At 73.0% G+C, this 17,608-nt stretch carries 16 protein-coding genes and 3 pseudogenes; 11 read left to right on the top strand and 8 right to left on the bottom strand.

Annotation, left to right across the window (positions count from 1 at the left end; translation table 11 throughout):
* Positions 1-39: 39 nt before the first annotated feature.
* Positions 40-804 carry a class A beta-lactamase-related serine hydrolase gene (locus tag I5Q34_RS31710; RefSeq protein ID WP_234429717.1) on the top strand — a complete coding sequence of 255 codons (765 nt, stop codon included), beginning with the start codon at positions 40-42 and terminating at the stop codon, positions 802-804.
* A gap of 725 nt (positions 805-1,529) precedes the next feature.
* Complete coding sequence (locus I5Q34_RS31705; RefSeq protein WP_199895891.1) at positions 1,530-2,141, top strand: response regulator transcription factor; 612 nt, start codon at positions 1,530-1,532, stop codon at positions 2,139-2,141.
* A 321-nt stretch (positions 2,142-2,462) separates the two neighbouring features.
* Here I5Q34_RS31705 and I5Q34_RS35910 read toward each other — a convergent pair.
* Positions 2,463-3,263: pseudogene (locus tag I5Q34_RS35910) on the bottom strand (ATP-binding cassette domain-containing protein); the annotation flags it as partial.
* Positions 3,264-3,397: 134 nt separating this feature from the next.
* Here I5Q34_RS35910 and I5Q34_RS31695 point away from each other — a divergent pair.
* A pseudogene (locus tag I5Q34_RS31695) lies at positions 3,398-3,562 on the top strand (lytic transglycosylase); the annotation flags it as partial.
* Positions 3,563-3,579: 17 nt separating this feature from the next.
* Here I5Q34_RS31695 and ligD read toward each other — a convergent pair.
* Together ligD and I5Q34_RS31685 are read right to left on the bottom strand one after the other, a co-directional pair.
* Complete coding sequence (ligD, locus tag I5Q34_RS31690) at positions 3,580-4,542, bottom strand: non-homologous end-joining DNA ligase (protein WP_199895890.1); 963 nt, start codon at positions 4,540-4,542, stop codon at positions 3,580-3,582.
* Between the two features lie 53 nt (positions 4,543-4,595).
* Positions 4,596-5,153, bottom strand: coding sequence for an XRE family transcriptional regulator (locus tag I5Q34_RS31685; protein WP_199895889.1), 558 nt, complete (start codon positions 5,151-5,153; stop codon positions 4,596-4,598).
* Positions 5,154-5,269: 116 nt separating this feature from the next.
* Here I5Q34_RS31685 and I5Q34_RS31680 point away from each other — a divergent pair, with 116 nt between their 5' ends.
* The 5 genes and pseudogenes from I5Q34_RS31680 to I5Q34_RS35270 form a co-directional block, all read left to right on the top strand.
* A complete protein-coding gene (locus I5Q34_RS31680) occupies positions 5,270-5,761 on the top strand; it encodes a YbaK/EbsC family protein (protein ID WP_199895888.1) in 492 nt (163 codons plus the stop codon).
* Positions 5,762-5,897: 136 nt separating this feature from the next.
* Complete coding sequence (locus tag I5Q34_RS31675) at positions 5,898-6,707, top strand: ABC transporter ATP-binding protein (RefSeq protein WP_199896074.1); 810 nt, start codon at positions 5,898-5,900, stop codon at positions 6,705-6,707.
* On the top strand, positions 6,704-9,247 hold the full coding sequence (locus I5Q34_RS31670; protein WP_199895887.1) for an FtsX-like permease family protein: 2,544 nt from the start codon (positions 6,704-6,706) through the stop codon (positions 9,245-9,247). Before I5Q34_RS31675 ends, I5Q34_RS31670 begins: the two co-directional genes overlap by 4 nt.
* Before the next feature lie 94 nt (positions 9,248-9,341).
* Positions 9,342-9,857, top strand: a complete 516-nt coding sequence (locus I5Q34_RS31665; RefSeq protein ID WP_199895886.1) for a GNAT family N-acetyltransferase — start codon at positions 9,342-9,344, stop codon at positions 9,855-9,857.
* A 411-nt stretch (positions 9,858-10,268) separates the two neighbouring features.
* Positions 10,269-10,386 (top strand): annotated as a pseudogene (locus I5Q34_RS35270) (NUDIX hydrolase); the annotation flags it as partial.
* Positions 10,387-10,645: 259 nt separating this feature from the next.
* On the opposite strand, the gene I5Q34_RS31660 reads toward I5Q34_RS35270, so the two are convergent.
* From I5Q34_RS31660 to I5Q34_RS31645, 3 genes are all read right to left on the bottom strand, one after another.
* Positions 10,646-10,786, bottom strand: a complete 141-nt coding sequence (locus tag I5Q34_RS31660; RefSeq protein ID WP_199895885.1) for a hypothetical protein — start codon at positions 10,784-10,786, stop codon at positions 10,646-10,648.
* 683 nt (positions 10,787-11,469) lie between these two features.
* Positions 11,470-11,655 (bottom strand): hypothetical protein, encoded by a 186-nt coding sequence (locus I5Q34_RS31650; protein WP_199895883.1) that lies wholly within the window; start codon positions 11,653-11,655, stop codon positions 11,470-11,472.
* Positions 11,652-11,876 carry a hypothetical protein gene (locus I5Q34_RS31645; RefSeq protein ID WP_199895882.1) on the bottom strand — a complete coding sequence of 75 codons (225 nt, stop codon included), beginning with the start codon at positions 11,874-11,876 and terminating at the stop codon, positions 11,652-11,654. The genes I5Q34_RS31650 and I5Q34_RS31645 overlap by 4 nt, the downstream gene beginning before the upstream one ends.
* Before the next feature lie 304 nt (positions 11,877-12,180).
* Here I5Q34_RS31645 and I5Q34_RS31640 point away from each other — a divergent pair, with 304 nt between their 5' ends.
* The gene (locus I5Q34_RS31640) at positions 12,181-13,377 is read left to right on the top strand and encodes a helix-turn-helix transcriptional regulator (protein WP_199895881.1); all 1,197 of its coding nucleotides are present in this window, start codon (positions 12,181-12,183) and stop codon (positions 13,375-13,377) included.
* Between the two features lie 147 nt (positions 13,378-13,524).
* Here I5Q34_RS31640 and I5Q34_RS35260 read toward each other — a convergent pair whose 3' ends face one another.
* Both I5Q34_RS35260 and I5Q34_RS31630 read right to left on the bottom strand, forming a co-directional pair.
* Positions 13,525-14,031, bottom strand: coding sequence for a hypothetical protein (locus tag I5Q34_RS35260; protein ID WP_234429715.1), 507 nt, complete (start codon positions 14,029-14,031; stop codon positions 13,525-13,527).
* A gap of 161 nt (positions 14,032-14,192) precedes the next feature.
* On the bottom strand, positions 14,193-14,930 hold the full coding sequence (locus I5Q34_RS31630) for a dienelactone hydrolase family protein (RefSeq protein ID WP_199895880.1): 738 nt from the start codon (positions 14,928-14,930) through the stop codon (positions 14,193-14,195).
* 471 nt (positions 14,931-15,401) lie between these two features.
* On the opposite strand from I5Q34_RS31630, the gene sph reads away from it, so the two are divergent.
* Positions 15,402-16,388: a sphingomyelin phosphodiesterase gene (sph, locus tag I5Q34_RS31625; RefSeq protein WP_199895879.1), complete on the top strand. Its 987-nt coding sequence runs from the start codon at positions 15,402-15,404 to the stop codon at positions 16,386-16,388.
* 211 nt (positions 16,389-16,599) lie between these two features.
* Positions 16,600-17,604 carry a UbiA family prenyltransferase gene (locus I5Q34_RS31620; RefSeq protein WP_199895878.1) on the top strand — a complete coding sequence of 335 codons (1,005 nt, stop codon included), beginning with the start codon at positions 16,600-16,602 and terminating at the stop codon, positions 17,602-17,604.
* Positions 17,605-17,608: the final 4 nt, after the last annotated feature.

Genomic DNA, 17,608 nt, shown 5'->3' with positions numbered 1-17,608 from the left:
AGGACGTGAGCCGGGAGGGCCCGGGCGGCGGTACGCGCCATGAGCGCGCCGCCGACGGGAACGAGGGTGCCGACGGGGGTGGGCGCGGGCGTCGCCGTGTACGACCGTGACTCCGGCACCTTCACCGAACGGCTCGCACCGGACGCGCGGTTCCGGTCGGCGTCAGTGGTGAAACTGCTGATCGCGCTCGACCACCTGTGGGACCGCGGTCCGGTGGACGTCCTGCCGCCGGACGACCGCACCCGGCTGGGCGCGATGCTCGCGAGCAGCGACGACAGCGCGGCCGGCCACTTCTGGGAGCGGAACGGGGGGACCGGCGTGATCACACGCATGGTCTCCCGTCTCGGTCTCACCGGCACCTCGGGGCCGCCGCCCGGCTTCCCCGGCTACTGGGGATTTTCGGCCATCACGGCGGCGGACACCGTCCGCGTCTGGTGCCACCTGCTGGACGAGGCGCCCGCGCCGCTGCGCGAGGCCGTGCTGGGCCCGCTGCGCCGGGCCACCCGGCACGGCACCGACGGCTACGACCAGTCCTTCGGGATCCCGTCGGCCTTCGCGCGGCCGTGGGCGGTCAAACAGGGCTGGTCGGGCTTCCCGCCGCCCGCCCGCCCGAGGGGCGCGGGCGGCGAGGTGGACCTGGACCGGCCGGCCCTGCACACCACCGGGACGGTGGGGGCGGACGACCGCGCGGTGGTGGCCGTGTTCACCCTGCACCCGCCCGGCACGGGGTACGCGGAGGCGGGAGCGCGGGTCACGGAGATCGTGCGGTCGCTGCGGGTGCCGGGCGCGGTGTCGGCGATCTGACGCAGCGTCAGTTACCGGGCAGCCCGTCGAGGATGTGCCGCACATCCTGTTCGTAGGCGTAGCCGCACACCCTGTTCGTAGGTGTAACGGGCCGCCAGCTCACGGGAGTCGTGGGCGTACGAGCTCAGGTGCGGATGCGCCGACGGCCGGCGCGCCCGGCTCGACGCGGGCATGGCCTCCGGGATCCTCAACAGCGCCCATCAGACGGGTGGTTCGCTCGGACCGGCGGTCACGGTCGGTGCCGCCACGAGCCGCACCGAGGCGCCGGCCGGCCGGGGCGAGCCCGCCCGGAGGCGCTCAACGGCGGCTGCGCGAGCGGGCTCCTCGTCGGGCCGGGCTGCTGCTCCCGGCGGCGCTGCCCTCGATGACCCTGCCGGGGCGGCGGCCGTTTGGCGGCCCGGGCGCGCGCACATACTCGGGAGGGAACGCGGGGGACGGACACGGGGCGGAGGGTCACTCTCCCGAAGTCCTTGGGCGACAGGGGAGTTGACGGTACCCGTCCGTGACGACCGCTCTTGGCAGCTTACTCAGGGGTCAGTTTTTCAAGAGTTTTGAGAGGCGCATTCGAGTGAACTTGGGGCGCGCGATGATAGCACCGTGCGCCCTTGCGCCCCCCACGGCTCAGTGATCCCCACCCATGACCGTGGCAACCGCCGGTATGAATTGTTGACGTGCCCCGAGCAAGACCGGCATTGGGGGCAGACGGGAAGGGTGGGACGTAATCCGTGATCCGAGTTCTACTGGTGCACGACACCTCGCTGCTGCGCACCGCGCTCGCGGAACTGATCGGAAGAGAGCCGGATCTGGAGGTCCACTCCGCACCGTGGCGCCGGGCCCCGGCCGTCGCGCGCACCGTCCGCCCGCGCGTGTGCGTGGTGGACATGGACAGCCCCGACGCGGGTGGCCCCGGGGGACTGCGGGAACTGTCCGCCGGGCGGGACGCGGGGGACGCGACGCCCGCCCTGCTGGCCCTGGCGAGCGCGGAACGCCCGGGGCCGCTGCGCCGGGCGTACGAGGAGCGGGCCTTGGGGTACTTGAGCAAAAACGCTTCACCGGACCGGCTGGCCGAGGGCATACGCCATGTTGCCCAGGGGCGGCGCTACATCGACGAGTCGCTCGGCTTCGGCTTCCTGGAGGCGGCGGAGATCCCGCTCACCAGACGGGAGTTGAGCGTCCTGTCACTCGCGGCCGAGGGCGCGTCCGTCGGCGAGATCGCGCGCAGCCTGCACCTCTCCAACGGGACCGTGCGCAACTACATGTCCGCGATCACCCGCAAGACGGGGGCGCGCAACCGCGTCGACGCGATAAGGATCTCGCGCGTCGCGGGCTGGGTCTGAGCGTGATGATCCGCTGTCCTCGCTCTCGTCCCCGCTCTCGTCCCCGCCTATGAGGTCCCGGTACAGCGGGGAGACGCGCAGCAGCTCGTCATGCTCCCCGAACACCGTGTGCGGACCGTCCATCACCAGGATCCGGTCCGCGCGCAGTGCGGAGGCGGCACGGTGCGCGATGACGACCAGGGTGCCGGGGCCGCAGGCCACGGCCGGCCGCCGGGCGAGGGCGCGCTCGGCGCGCGCCTCGGCGGCCGGGTCGAGGTGACACGTCGCCTCGTCGAGGAGGGCGATGGGGGCGGGGGAGAGGTAGGCGCGGGTGAGGGCGATCTGCTGGCGTTCGCCCGCGGAGAGCGTGGTGGGGGTGAGGGGGGTGGTGAAGCCGCCGAGGCGTTCGACGAGCCGTTCCATGCCGACGGCCTCGGCGGCGTCCGCCAATTCTGTTTGCCGGGGCGGCTCTTGCCGTAGATACCCGAGGTTCTCGGCGAGCGTCCCCGAGAAGACGTACGCCTCCTGCGGGATGAGGAGCCGCAGCGCCCGCGCGGCCTCGCTCCGCGCGGGCAGTCCCCCGAGACGGACGTCGCCGGTGTCCGGCCGCAGCAGCCCGGCCGCCAGCCCGGCGAGCGTCGACTTGCCGACGCCGCTGGGGCCGACGACGGCGAGGTGCGCGCCGGGGGGGAGGGCGAGGGTGAGGTCGTGGAGGACGGGGGCGGAGTGGGGGCCGTAGGCGAAGGCGGTGCGGTGGAAGGTGAGGGTGGGGGGCTCGGCTGTCGTCCGGGGTTCGGCCGCGGGGGTGGCGACTGCGCTTTGCGTGGCGGCCTTCCGGCTCCGGACGGGTTGGTCGCCCCTGCCCCTCCCCCAGAGGGGGCACCCCCATTTCACCGTTTCTCCCGGGGCAAGCCCCCGCCACCGCGCGGGGCGCGGTTGCGGGGCCGGGGGCGGAGCCCCGAACGGGGCGCGGGAGGCGGAGTCCCCGTGGGGTGCAGGGGCGGAGCCCCGCTCGCCGCGCGCGGCGCGGGCCGGGGGTGCAGGGGGCGGGGCCCCCGCGCCCGGGTGCGCGTCGCGCGCACGCGGGGTGGCGCAGGGGCGCAGCCCCTGCGGGAACGGTGGAAGGGAGGGGGTGGGGTCCATCAACCTCCCCCCCCCCCCCCCCCCCCCCCCCCCCCCCCCCCCCCCCCCCCCCCGCCCCACCGGGCCCCCCCCGGCCCCCGCCCCGCGGGCCCGGCGGGGGGGCGCCCCCCCCCCCCCCCCCCGGCCCCCCCCGTGTCCCGTCGAAGGGTCTGCTGCAGATCATCGACCCGACGTTCAAGGCCTTCCATGTGGACGGCACGTCCTGGGACATCTACGACCCGGTGGCCAACATCGTCGCGTCCTGCAACTACGCCGCCAAGACCTACGGCTCCATGGACAACGTCAACTCCGCCTACTGATCGATCAGAACCGATCATCAACCGGGCAGGGTCAGATCGGGGCGCAGCCGGTGCCAGATGGGGTGCCGGATGTGCCCCGCCGGCGTCCAGCCGGTCAGGGTGATCTCGGCGACGAGCCGTGGTTCGACCCAGTGCGCCCCGGGCGCGTCGACCGGCCCGGCGAACGGCGAGTCCTCGCGGGCGACCGCCGACAGATAGCGGGCGAGGTCACGGCGTTCGTGGCCGGAGAGGCCCGAGCCGACGGAGCCGACGTAGCGCAGGCCCGTCGGCTCGTCCAGACCCGCCAGGATCGCGCCGGGGAGCCCCACCAGCGAGCCCCGGCCCTCAGTCCAGCCCCCGATGACCACGTCGAGGGTGAGCAGGTGCTTGACCTTGCGCCAGTCGGGTGACCGGACGCCGGGCAGGTAGGACGAGGTCAGCCGCTTGGCGATCACCCCCTCGTACCCGTGCCGCAGCGTGGCGTCCCACGCCCGCTGACCGTGGCCCGCCAGGTGGGTGGGCACGGACCAGCTCCGGCCGGTGAGACCCATCCCGGCGAGCACGGCCCGCCGCTCCTGGTAGGGGGTGGCCATCAGGGACCGGCCGCCGACGTGCATCACGTCGAAGAGCATCAGGTGGATCGGGTACTCCATCGCCAGGTGGGCGGCCCGCCGCGGATTCACGATGCTCATGCGGCGCTGGAGCAGCCCGAAGTCGGGCCGGCCTTTTTCGTCCATCGCCACGATCTCGCCGTCGAGGACGGCCGGGCGGCCCTGGAGCTGCATGCCCAGCTCCCGCAGCTCGGGGTAGGTGGAGGTCACGTCGTTGCCCGTCCTGCTGACCAGCTGGATGCCGCCGTCCCCCGGCGCGGTGACGACGCAGCGCACGCCGTCCCACTTCACCTCGAACCCCCACTCCGCCTCCTCGCGCTCGTCCGGCAGCGGTCCGGGGACCGTCAGCATGGGCCGGATCGCGGGGAGCGGGGCGACAGGCGGAGCCATGTCTCGATGGTCCGGCGCGCGACGGAGTTTCGCAGGTCAAGCGCGCGGGTGGATCAGCCGCCCGGGGCGGCGGCCGCGTACCGCACGACCAGAACGGCCTCCACGTCCCCGTCGGGCGCGGCGTACAGGTGCGGGACGTCCGCCGCCCAGGCGCCGTGCCCGCCCGGGCCGACCGTGAGCGGGGACGCTGCCTCGCCGACGCGGGCGGTGCCGCCGAGGACGACGATGTGCTCCCGGGTGCCCGGGGCGTGGGCCGCCGATTCCTGGGCCGACCCGGCACGGATCCGGATCCGGAAGACCTCCGTGACGGCCGAGGCGTCCTCGTGCCGGTCGGTGAGGACCGCGTCCACGGCGCCGCCGGACACCGTCTCCCGGCCCCCGGCCGGGGACAGCAGGGCGCTGAGCGGGGCCGACAGGGCGGTCGTCAGCGCGTAGAGGGTCTCCAGCGTCGGGTTGCGCCGGCCGCTCTCCAGCTCCGAGAGCGTGCCCTTGCCGATGCCCGACCGGCGGGCCAGCTCCGACAGCGACAGCCCCCGCCCGGACCGCAGCTCCCGCAGCCGGCGCCCCACCCGTCCGGCGAGCTCCGCCGCTCCCGCTTCCGTTTCCGCCATGGCCCTGCCTCCGCTTCCGTCGCCCCCGGCCCGGAATTTCCGTTGACCGGGTACCTTCCCCGCCCCTAGCGTTCTATATACAGAACGTTTTGGCGTCTACGTAAGGAGCGACCCGCATGTCCTCCCCCCTGCCCGCCCGGAGCGAACCGGTCGCCCGCGCCCTCGAGGCCGCGGCGGTCCCCGGACGGATCCGCGAGCTGTCCGCGTCGGCACGCACCGCCGACCGGGCAGCCGAGGCCCTCGGCTGCCCGGTCGGGGCCATCGCCAACAGCCTGGTGTTCGTCTCCGACGGCGAGCCGGTCCTCGTCATGACCAGCGGCCGGCACCGGGTGGACACCGCCGCCCTCGCCGCCCGCCTCGGCCGGGGGCCGCTGCTCCGCGCCACCCCGGAGCAGGTGCGCGAGGCCACCGGGCAGGCGATCGGCGGCGTGGCCCCCGTCGGCCACCCCCGGCGGCTGCCCGCGGTCGTGGACGAGGCGCTGGCCGACTACGACGAGGTCTGGGCCGCCGGAGGCACCCCGCACACCGTCTTCCCGACCACCGCCGACGAGCTCGTCCGGCTGACCGGCGGCCGGCTGATGCCCGTCGCCTCACCCGTCGCCTCATAGGAGCCGGCCCCGCCGGCACCCTCGCCGGGGAGACCGGGGGAAAACCCCACCCCGCACTGCCCGGCTGCCACCATTCCCCGCTGACCTGGCCTTTCCTACCGTCATACGCACGATGACCGACGAAGGAAGGGACACCATGGCGTCGCGCCGCGACCGCGTACCCACCCAGCAGTACCCGGGGCACGGCCCCGCGGTCGAGCTACGCGCCGTGCGGCGCGCCTACGGCCGCGGCGAGGGCGCCGTCCAGGCCCTGCGGGGCGTGGACCTCGCGCTGCCGCGCGGCAGCTTCACCGCGGTGATGGGCCCGTCCGGGTCCGGCAAGAGCACGTTCCTGCAGTGCGCCGCCGGGCTGGACCGGCCCAGCGACGGGCAGGTGCTGCTGGGCGGGCAGGACATCACCGGGCTGAACGAGGACCGGCTGACCAAGCTGCGGCGCAGCCGCGTCGGCTTCGTCTTCCAGTCCTTCAACCTGCTGCCCTCGCTGACCGTGCTGCAGAACGTCCTGCTCCCGCAGCGCCTCGCCGGCGAGCGCCAGGACCGGCGCCGGGCCCAGGAGCTGCTGGCCGAGGTGGGGCTGGAGGGGCACGGCAGGCGCCGGCCCGGCCAGCTCTCGGGCGGGCAGCAGCAGCGGGTCGCGATCGCCCGGGCGCTGGTCACCCGGCCCGAGGTGGTGTTCGCCGACGAGCCGACCGGCGCGCTGGACACCCGCTCCGCCCAGGAGGTCCTCGGCCTGCTGCGACGGGCCGTCGACGCGCTCGGCGCCACCGTCGTCATGGTCACCCACGACCCGGTGGCCGCCTCGCACGCCGACCGGGTGCTCTTCCTCGCCGACGGCCTCCTCGCCGGCGAGCTGACGCGGCCCGACCCGCAGACCGTCGCCGACCGGATGGTCGCGCTCACCGCCGCGCACGGCGGCCGCCTCGCCGGAACGGGGACGGCCGCATGACGAACGGCCTCGCACGGGCTTCCGTGCGCTTCCGGCCCGCCTCGTTCGCGGGCAGCCTCGTCGCGCTGCTGTTCAGCGCCGCGATCATCACCGCCTGCGGCGTCCTGCTGCAGACCGGCATCACCGCGCACATCGCCCCCGTGCGCTACCAGCACACCCCCGTGGTGGTCGCCGGGGACACCCACGTGCGGATCACCACCGGCCGGGGCGACAGCCGCACCACCTCCGAGGCCGCGCTGCCCGACCGGGCCCGCGTCGACGCGTCGCTGGCCGCGAAGATCAAGGCCCGGCCCGGCGTGGCCGCGGCGGTGCCCGACCTCTCCTTCCCCGTCCAGCCCGGCGCCGGGAACCCCCGGACGGCCTGGACCGGACGGCCCTACGCGACCGCCGGCCTCGACACGGCCGCCGGCACCGCCGCCCTGGCCGAGGGCCGCGCCCCGCGCGCCGGCGAGGTCGTCCTGGACGCCGCCTCCGCCCGCGCCGCGCACCTGGCCACCGGCGACCGCGTCGCGCTCGTCGCCCCCGGCGGCACCGCCACCTACCGTGTCTCCGGCCTCGCCCCGGCGGGGACCGGCGGCGCGACCGCCTGGTTCGCCGGCCGCACGGCCGACCGGCTCTCCGGGCACCCGGGCACGGCGGACGCCATCGCCGTCCGCGCCCGCCCCGGAGTCACCGGCACCGCGCTCGCCGACGAGGTCCGCCGGGCCGTCGGCGACGACGCCCGGGTGCTGACCGGCGATGCCCGGGGCCGGGCCGAGGAGCCGGGCCTGACCGAGGCGAAGACCCTGCTGAGCGGGCTCGGCGGGTCCTTCGGCGGCATCGCCGCCATGACCGCCGTCTTCGTCGTCATGGGCACCGTCGCCCTGGCCACCGGCCAGCGCTCCCGCGAGTTCGCCCTCCTCCGGGCCATCGGCGCCACCCCGCGGCAGATCCGCCGCACCGTCGCCACCGAGGCGATGATCGTCGCCCCGGTCGCGGGCGTCCTCGGGATCCTCCCCGGCCTGGCCCTGGCCTCCTGGTGGTTCGACCAGCTCGTGGACCGGGGCGCCATCCCCGAACAGGTCTCCCTCGACATCGGCGCGGTGCCCATGGTCACCGCGATCGGCGCCAACCTGGTGTCCGCGCTGATCGCCGGCTACGCCGCCGCCCGCCGCCCGGCCAAGCTCCGCCCCGGCCTCGCGCTGGGCGAGGCCGCCGTCGAACGCAACCGCCCCGGCCTGATCCGCACCGTCCTCGGACTGGCCGCCGCGGCCGGCGGCGTCACCCTCGCCGGACTCGCCGCCGGACAGGACGGCGACAACGCGGCCAACACCGCCCTCGGCGTCGTCATGTGCTTCCTGCTGGCCGTCGCCCTCCTCGGCCCGCCGCTCACCTGGCTGTGCGCGACGCTCCTCGGCCTGCCCCTCCGTTCCGCCGGCGCGTCCGGGTCGCTGGCCGCCGACAACACCCGGGCGCACGCCCGCCGGCTGGCCTCCGCCATCACCCCGATCGCCATGGTGACCGCCTTCTGCGGCACGCTCGTCTTCCTGCAGAGCACCATCCGGCACGTCGCCGACGCCCACGTCCGCAGCAGCGTCGTCGCCGACCACGTCCTTGCCCCCGGCGGGGCGGGCCTGCCCGCCTCCACCGCCGCCCGGGCCGCCCGCGTCCCGGGCGTGGAGGCCGCCGTCGGCGTCCTGCGCACCGGTGCCGTCCACCGATCCGGCGACGTCCTGCTGCCGTCCACCGTCCTCGGCGTCTCCGGCGACCCGGCGAAGCTGGCCCGGGTGCTCGACCTCGGGGTCGAGAGCGGCTCCCTCGCCGCCCTGGGCACCTCCCCGGGCACCGTCGCCCTCGACGCCTCGCTCGCCCGCGGCCTCCACGCGAAGCCGGGGGACACCGTCCCGCTCTGGCTGGGCGACGGCACCCGCGTCCGGCCGAAGCTCGTCGCCACCTACGAACGGGGCCTGGGCCTCGGCGAGATCCTGCTGCCCCGGGCCGCCGTCGCCGGGCACGTCTCCGCCGCCCTCGACTCCCAGGTCCTCGTCCGGGACGCACCCGGCGCCGACCGCGCCGCCGTCGCCCGGCGACTGACCGCGCTCGGCACCCCCGGCAGCACCGTCACCGACGCCGCGGGCTTCGCCGCCCGGGCCGACCGGGACCAGGAGCTCAACGCCTGGGCGAACACCGTCATGGCGGCCGTGCTCGGCGGCTTCGCCGCCGTCGCCGCGGCCAACACCCTGGTCATGACCGTGCTCGACCGCCGCCGCGAGGTCGCCCTGCTGCGACTGTCCGGCACCACGCGCCGCCAGGTGCGCGGCATGATGCGCTGGGAGGCGCTGCTGGTCGCCGTCACCGGACTCCTCGTGGGCGGCGCCATCGCCTGGACGACCCTGGTGCCGATCACCCGCGGCGTCACCGGATCCGGCCCGTACGTCCCGGCCGGCACGGCCCTGCCGCTGGCCGCCGCGACCGTCCTCCTCGTCCTCGCCGCCACGGGCCTGCCGACCCGGGCGCTGCTCCGACGCGGCCCGCTGGCCGCCGGGGCCGTGCGCCAGTGAGCCGCGGAGGCTGAACAGCCGCTTCCGGTACGGGAGTTGCGCACTTCGTAAACCAGGTGCGCGCTCCCGTCGCGGAATGGTACGCCAGTCGACCATGGACGATCTTGTGACGGAGCGGCTCGTGCTCCACCCCCTGACCGCCGACGATGCCCGCCGCCTCGTGGCCCGCCGCCCGGCCGCCGACGACCGCTGGGCACCCGGCTACCCCACCGACGGCGACGTGGAGTCGGCCCGGGACTTCCTCGACCACTGCGCGGCCACGGGCGACCCCCGGCCCTTCGGCGACTACGAGATCCGCCGGCGCTCCGACGGCCTCGTGATAGGCAGCCTGGGCTTCCACCGCCCGCCCGGCGCGGAGCGCACCGTGACGATCGGCTACGGCGTCGTCGCCCCGGCGCGGGGGAAGGGGTACGCCACGGAGGCGCTGCGCGGGCTGCTCGCGCTCGCCCGGGAGCACGGCGTCGTGTGCGTCAAGGGTGACGCCGATCTCGACAACGTTGCTTCTCAACGGGTCATGGCAAGGGCCGGGATGCGGGCTGTGGGGGAGGATGCCCGGGTCAGGTACTACGAGATCACGTGGCCTGGCGGTGTGGTGACCGGGAGGCCGTAAGGGGGGCTGGCTGTAAGGGGCTCGGTGGGCGGCGGCTTCGCCGCCGGGCCGATCCCCCGCCCCGCCCTTTCACCGTTTCCGCAGGGGCTACTTGTCGTGCTCTTCGTTGATCGGGGCCATGTCGTCGGATCACACGGGGACTTCTGGGATGGCGTTGCTTCCGGAACAGGAGCGCCTGCCGATGTGCACCCAGCGTCCGGCGCGGTTCTGTCGCCCACGCGTCGCGGTTGTGCTGCCGGATGAGCCAATCGGCCTTTGCGGATGTACTGCCGCGTTGTTCGTGAGCACTTCTTTGGGCTCCATCACACGGAACAGAAGTAGCTCCAGCGCGTAAGAAGTTGATCTGGCTCCACTCCGCGTAGCGATGCGCGGATCTTGGACGTTGGATAGGGTCCGGCGGGAGATGCGGGGATGAGTTTCCGGTTGGCGGCGTACGCCGTGTGTATCGAAGACGGACGGGTGCTGCTCGCCCGCCACGTACCACCGAAGGGCGGGAGCAACTGGACTCTTCCGGGCGGCAAGGGCGTGAATCACACCAAAGGGAAGGCAGACGGCCGGCCTCACGTAGGTGTTCGGAGGCTTGGCGCTCACCGTGCCCTCCACATCGGTCAGGCCGTGGTCGCCGGGGCCGGCCGCACAATTGGGGCAGGCGTGCAGGGGGACATCGGGGCCGCTTGCGCGTTCTGCGCAGCCGATCTCTACGGGTGCGACGGTCTTGGTTCCGCAGATGCAGCAGCGGACGGCAGGGCGGACGGCCGGGGCATCCACGGGGATGCGGTCGGCGAGGCTCATGCGGACACCCCCGTCCGGCGGGCGTGCGCGAGCTGTTCGAACTGATCGTTGGCGTGCCCGTTCGGGTAGTCGTAGCCGATCTCGACGAACGCGGCGGACGACCAGTGGTCCAGCTGATTCGAGGTGAGTTCTTGCACTTCTTCGGAGCGGAAGATGGCGCGCGCGAATCAACAGCGGCGAGTGTCACACCATTTGATCTCAGAGGTGCAGCTCGCCTGTGAATTCGGCGTCAACCGGGACATCATTCGGGAGACGACCCGAGCGCTGCGGGAAGAGGGTGTGATCGGCACGACGTCCGGCATAGGGTCATTCGTCGAGGAACAGCCCCCGCTTGCAGGTGATGGCTGAACCGGCCGCACTCCCATAGTTCGTTCAGGGCCGACGGCAGGGCGCCCCGGCCCGGTGCTCAAGGCTCCTAGACCGGGGGTGTCGTTGCCCATGACGGGCCCTCCCTTGGTTGTATCGGGTTGGGGATGGAACGTGAAACCTGTCTGCCGTGGTGCACCCGCCCGGCTGCCGGGCCTCAACCGGACGGCCGGGCTGGGTGCTTCCCGCCCCACTGCGGGCGGCCAACGTCAACCGGCGGGGCGGAGTCTTGGGAGCCTTTCGGGCTGTCCCCCCGTACAGCCCGAAAGGGGGGCCGGCCGGTCCCCGGAGGGATGCAATGGACCGGCCGGGCGGTTCCGCCGGCCCTTTGGCCGTATCCCAGAGAGGCGGGGGCTGGAGGACGAGCACGAGCAGCGCCACCAGGACTACGAGGAGCACCAGAGCGAGGACGAACGCCGCGCCCCGGCGATTTGCTGATCACCCGTTCCGGTGGTCACCACGCCCCCGGGTGCTTCCTCCCGTGATGCTTGACGAACCCGTCGGCGAACTTCCCGGCCGACTCCCGGTCGCCCCGCTTCCACGCTGCTCGCCATGCACTGTCGAGCCGGACGCAAACGGCGCAGCCCTCGACCGGCACCGGCATGGCCGTGGGTCCGCTGCTGTGCGGCAGAAGGATCACGGCGCGTGCTCCTTGTGCGGATCGCTCTGCTGATGGGTGCCGAGCTCGGCGCGGAGCCGGTCGGCGGTGTCCTGGTCCCGGGCGCGCAACGCGAGACCAATCCCCTTGTGGATGACCAGGCACTTCGGGCACGTGCGGTAGGTGTGCGGCGTGGTGTCCGGCAGCCGGGTCACGCCGACCAGGGGGCGGGGGAACCGGTATGCGGGGCGCAGATCACTCACAGGCGTTCCCCGGGAGGCTGCCATCCCGGCCGACAGCGACATCCGCCGTCCTCTGCTCGTCGGCGGTAGCCACTCTCACCGCACTCGGCCGCGCTTCCCACCCACGCCCACCACGAGGCGGGCGGAGCTGAAGGTTCGGGCCCTCGTGACCCATGACGACGCCGACCTTGTCGGAGCGCTCATCCACAACAAGCGTGCCGTTCGGGGGTGCATCCCGTTGCTCAGCCATGGCTGTGATCATCCTGCCGGGGCTGTGTACTGACCAGCGGCCCCGCGTAGGCCAGGTGTCGGCCAGACTGGGGGCATGTCGGGGAGCATTGGGGCAAACATCAAGTGGTTGCGCGAACAGTGCGGGTGGAGCCAGGCGCGGTTGGCACGGGAGGTCTGCCGTGCTGCTGGTGTCCAAGGTGGCCCTGTCGGTCGTCAGGAGGTCAGCAGGTGGGAGACGGGAAAACGGACGCCCCGTGAATGGTTGCCCTTCATCGCTACGGCTCTTGAGGTGCCCGTGGAAGCGCTCAGGGAGCCACAGGTGCCCGTGGAGCTGCCCCCGCCATCGCTGGCCGACTACTTGCCCGAAGGCGACCCGCTCGCCCCGATCAGTGCCCGTGAGGGGCGACGCGTCGGCGTGGACGCCGTGGCCGACCTACAGCAGCGCGTACACGGGCTCAGGCTCGCCGACGATGTGATTGCCGGAGGGGACTTGCTGCGCCCCGCACTGCGCGAACTCCGGTCTGCGGTGCGGTTGTTCCGAGAGGGGACCCATACTGAAGCCGTAGGTCGATCACTGCTGCGAGCCATCGGGGAGTTGGCGCAGATCGCCGGGTGGATCGCGAGTGACGCCGGACAGCAGGCTGAAGCCGAACGGATCTACCGGCTCGGTTTGTCGGCGGCACACACAGCGGAAGACGCAACCCTGGCGGGCAACTTGCTGGGCTCGCTGGCCTACCGGCGAACGAACACAGGGGACGTACAAGAAGGGGTCGACATGGCTCGCGCGGCCCTTGAGAACGCCGCCGGAGCGCCACCGCGGGCGCGCGCCCTCTACCTTGACCGTGTGGCATGGGCCCACGCCAAGGCCGGGGAAGACCAGGCAGCCATGCGAGCTGTCAAGGAAGCCGGTGACGCGCTGACGGGGCACGGCGGGGAGGATGAACCCGGTTATCTCTACTGGGTGGACGCCGGAGAGCTACAGGTCATGGAATCACGCGTCTGCACAGAGTTGCGCCGCCCGCTCCGGGCCGTCCCGCTGCTCCGGGACGTACTCGGCCGATACGACGCCACGCATACGCGGGAACTCGCGCTCTACCTGTCGTGGTTCGCCGTTGCCCTGACTGACGCCAACGAGCCGGAGGAAGCGGCAGCCACAGCGGAACGCATGATCTGCCTCTCTGCCGGCGTGGCCAGCGAGCGCACAGCGGAGCGGGTCAAGGTCGTACTCAGGCGGCTTGAAGACTTTCGGGATGTGCCCGAGGTTCGCGCAGTGCTGGAGAACGCCGTGTAGCTGTGGCGCAACGCAATCGAGCCCCGCTGGCCCAACGATGGGCTGGCGGGGCTCCTTTGCCCAGACGCTCGGTCCAGCACGTCCGAGTCGTCGTCCTCGGGATCCGGCGCCCGCAGCCCCGGCGCAAGTGTTTCCGCTCCCTGCGGATCAGGGCTGGGCGGTGCCGGACTGCCAGTGAATCCACTCCGTCGCCCCGCCCTTGGCAGTGATCTTCCCGCGCTTGTCCTGCGGGTACAGGTCTTCCACGTTCAGGCACAGCACCTCGTCGGCCCGCGCGGCGGACTCGTAGAGCATCTTCCACTGCGTCTTCTCCCGCAGGGCGACGTCGAGGCGCCGCAGGGCAGCGATCTGGTTCTCCGCGAGAGCCTTGGTGCGGTCCGGCGGCGCCGGCCGCCGCTCGATGCCGATCGTGGGATCACCTTCGATCCAGCCCTGGCGCTGCCACCAGCCGATCGTCTTGCGAGCGATGGACAGCTCCCGGTCGACGGTGTCGGCGTCCGTCTCGTCAGCCCGCGCCGCCGCCGGCTCGGCCAGCATCTCCGGCAGCGCCGGGGCGTCGATCGCGGCGACGGGGAAGACGGGCGGCTTCGCGCCCCGGCGGGCGGGACCGGTCGGCGCCGGTTCGCCGGCGAGCATCCACCCCCAGGTCGTCAACGAAATCCGCTAGATCCGCGCGGAGGACTTCGCGATCCCGGCGCCGGTGAGGTACCGCCCGACCGCCGCGGTGTACGACGCGGGCGGGGCGGACAGAGGTAGGGGAGGGGACTGTCAGTGCCCGACGCCGACCAGGCCAGGCGCCAGCGTGTTTGCCTGGGTCATACCCCCAGGTCCTCCGTCACGGGCAGGCACTCGGCGAGCAGGTCGACGACGTCGCGCCAGGCTCGCTGCGCGTGCTGTGGGTGGTAGCCGACGCCGGGGACCATGGGGTGGTCGACCGGCGGGTGGTGGAAGGCGTGCAAGGCGCCGCCGTAGACCGCGAGGCGCCAGTCGACGCCCGCGGCCTGCATCTCAGCGGTGAACGCGTTCCGTTGCGCGGGCGGCATGATCGGGTCTTCCGACCCAACCCCAGCCCACACCGGGCAGCGAATGCGCGCCGCCTCGCCCGGTCGGCCCGTGGTAGTTGCGTTGACTGTCCCGATCGCGCGCAGGTTGACGCCATCGCGCCCGAGTTCCAGCGCGATGGCGCCCCCGGTGCCGTAGCCGACGGCGGCTATCCGGTCGGGGTCGGTCCGCGGTTCGGTGCGCAACACGTCGAGCGCCGCGTGGCCGATGCCTCGCATCCGGTCGGGGTCGGCGAGCAGCGGCAGGCAACGGGCCAGCATCTCCTCGGGGTCGCCCAAATAGCGCCCGCCGTGAAGGTCGAAGGCCAGCGCTACATATCCCAGCTCGGCGAGAGCATCGGCCCGGCGGCGCTCGACGTCGCTGAGCCCCATGCCCTCTGGTCCGAGCAACACCGCGGGCCGGAGGCCGACACCGGCCGGGAGCGCGAGGTGCCCGATCATCGTCAAACCGTCGGCCGGATACTCGACCGTACGCGTCGTAATCGTCGTCATGAGACTGGACTGTAGTGATCGTCGAGCCCGGTCCGGCCGGTGTTCTGCCGCTGGCAGAACAGCCCGGGTATCCCAAATACGGCGAGGGCTCACAAGAACCGTCACAAACCCCGTCCCCACGGCAGCGCGATCGGATCACCTGCCCAGGCCACGGTGTTGGAGGCTGACCCTCGAAGCAGGATTCTGGTGTATACCGGCCCGCTCCCGTGAAGGGCGTCACCAGCTAGTTCACCTCACGGTTCAAGCGGCCTGGCCGAGACCGGCGGCAGTCAGGTCCTGCTCGCGCCCCGGACCCGTCCCAGCGAGACGGCCGCGCACGACACCGGCCGGCGAAACGGCCGCACCGGTGGCCGGACGACGCCCACCAAGTCCACCCCCGTGGGCATTTGATCACCTGACGGCTATCCGGACGTCATGCGGACCCGCTTTCCTGTGGGCACCACAGCCACACCCCCGCCCCAGGAGAACACCATGCAGCCCCTCGCCAGACCCGCCACCCTCGCAACCGCCCTCGCCACCGCCGCCCTCGCCACAGCCCTCACCCGCCCGGCGGCCGCCGTCCCGGCTTCCACCCCGGCCCTCGTCCCGGACCTCAAGGTCCTCACCTACAACACCTTCCTGATGAGCACCAACCTCTACCCCAACTGGGGCCAGTCGCACCGCGCCAAGGAGATCGCCGCGGCCGGCTTCTTCCGCGGGAACGACGTCGTCGTCCTGCAGGAGGCGTTCGACAACGAGGCGTCCGACGCCCTCAAGGCCGACGCCGCCGCGCAGTACCCGTACCAGACCCCCGTCGTCGGCCGGAGCAAGGACGGCTGGGACGCCACCGGCGGCAGCTACTCGGCCACCACCCCGGAGGACGGCGGTGTCACCGTCCTCAGCAAGTGGCCGATCCTGCGCAAGGAACAGGTCATCTACAAGGACGCGTGCGGCGCCGACTGGTGGTCCAACAAGGGCTTCGCCTATGTGGTGTTGGACGTCAACGGCGCCAAGGTCCACCTCGTCGGCACCCACGCCCAGTCCACCGACAGCGGCTGCAAGACCGGCGAAGCGGCGGCCGACCGGGCCGGGCAGTTCCGCCAGATCGGCTCCTTCCTCGACGCCAAGCACATCCCCGCCGACGAACAGGTGATGGTCGCCGGCGACCTCAACGTCGACTCCCGCAGCGACGAATACCCCGCCCTGCTGGCCAACGCCGGCCTCGCCCCGGCCGACACCCGCGACGGCCACCCCTACTCCTTCGACACGAAGGACAACTCGATCGCCGCCTATCGCTACCCGGACGACGCCCGCGAGGACCTGGACTACGTCCTGCACCGCAAGGGCCACGCCCGCCCCGTGGCCTGGCGCAACACCGTCGTCAAGGAGCGGTCCGCACCGTGGACGGTGTCGAGCCGGGGCAAGGAGTACACCTATACCAACCTCTCGGACCACTACCCCGTCGTCGCCGGAGGCTGAGCCCCGCGCACGGCCACGGCCGGGCACCGGCAATGGCACCGGCACCGGCACTGGCGCCGCCAAATCACCGTCAGGAATTCGTCCGGTAATGGTGCCGGTGTGCGACCTCATGTGTTGCGATGGATCCGTGAGTACCGTGACATCGACGAGAGTTGGGGGACTCCCACGATGACGGAGCGATCACCGATCACCGCGAAGGGCGCGTGGTCCCATGCCGCGCACTGACTCCGCGCCCCGCACGGCCAGGCTCGCCGACATCCTCAACGACCACCACGCCAGACCGGGACCGCGCCCGCCGCTGGGCGTCCGCGCGAAGTACGCCCTGGTCATCCGCCGCTTCGAATTCCTGCCGGGCTATGTCCCCCAGGCCGTCGTGCCCGGCCTGCTGGGTGCCGCGTCCTGGGGGCAGCTGGGCTCCCTGAACGCCGTACTCGCCATGCTCTGGGTCATATCCGGCCTCCAGATCGCCAACATGGCGAACGCCCTGGCCGACCGGGAGGCCGACCGGCGCCTCAAGTCCCGCCAGTCGAAGGCTGTTTACGGCCTGGGGGTCTCGCGGGTCGTCCTCCACACCGCCGTCTCCACGCTCGTCTACGGCGCCGTGGCCGCCCTCCTCGCCGCCCGGACCCACCACTGGGACCTGCTCGCGTACGCCGCGGCCTTCCTGCTCATCGGCTTCGCGTACTCGCTCCCGCCGCTCCACCTCAAGAGCCGGGGCATCTGGCACCTGCTGTCGCTCCAGACCGGCTGCATGCTCCTGCCGGGCGTCGCGATCCTGCGCGCCTACGAGCACGCCACACCCTGGGCCCACGTCTGGACACTCGTGGGCTTCGCCATGGTCGTGACCGCCCTCTTCGTCACGAGCCACTGCGAGGACTACGTCGTGGACGGGCAGTTCGGCACCCGCACCTACGTCCGCGCCCTCGGCCTCGCGGGTGCCCTGTACCTGCAGTCCTCGATGCTGTTCCTCGGCTCGCTGCTGCTCCTGGGCTCGGTGTGGGCGATCGACGGACCCACCTGGGGCTTCGTCCCGTACGCCGTCGCCTGGCTGCCGAGCCAGCGGCTGCTGTTCGCGGCGGTACGGGTGGTGCGCCGCGTCCCGCTCGACGAGGCGATGGACTACTTCCACCGCAAGTCCCTCCACGGGCCCTACCACTCGGCGCTGATGAGCTGGGCGACGGTGGCCCTGGCGGCCCTGGTCCTGGCCGGGCGATGAACAT

The sequence above is a fragment of the Streptomyces sp. AV19 genome (assembly GCF_015999245.1).
In the GTDB taxonomy this organism is placed as follows: Bacteria; Actinomycetota; Actinomycetes; order Streptomycetales; family Streptomycetaceae; genus Streptomyces.
The sequence above is the reverse complement of the archived record's forward strand: the minus strand, read 5'-3'. Positions and strand labels throughout refer to the sequence as shown.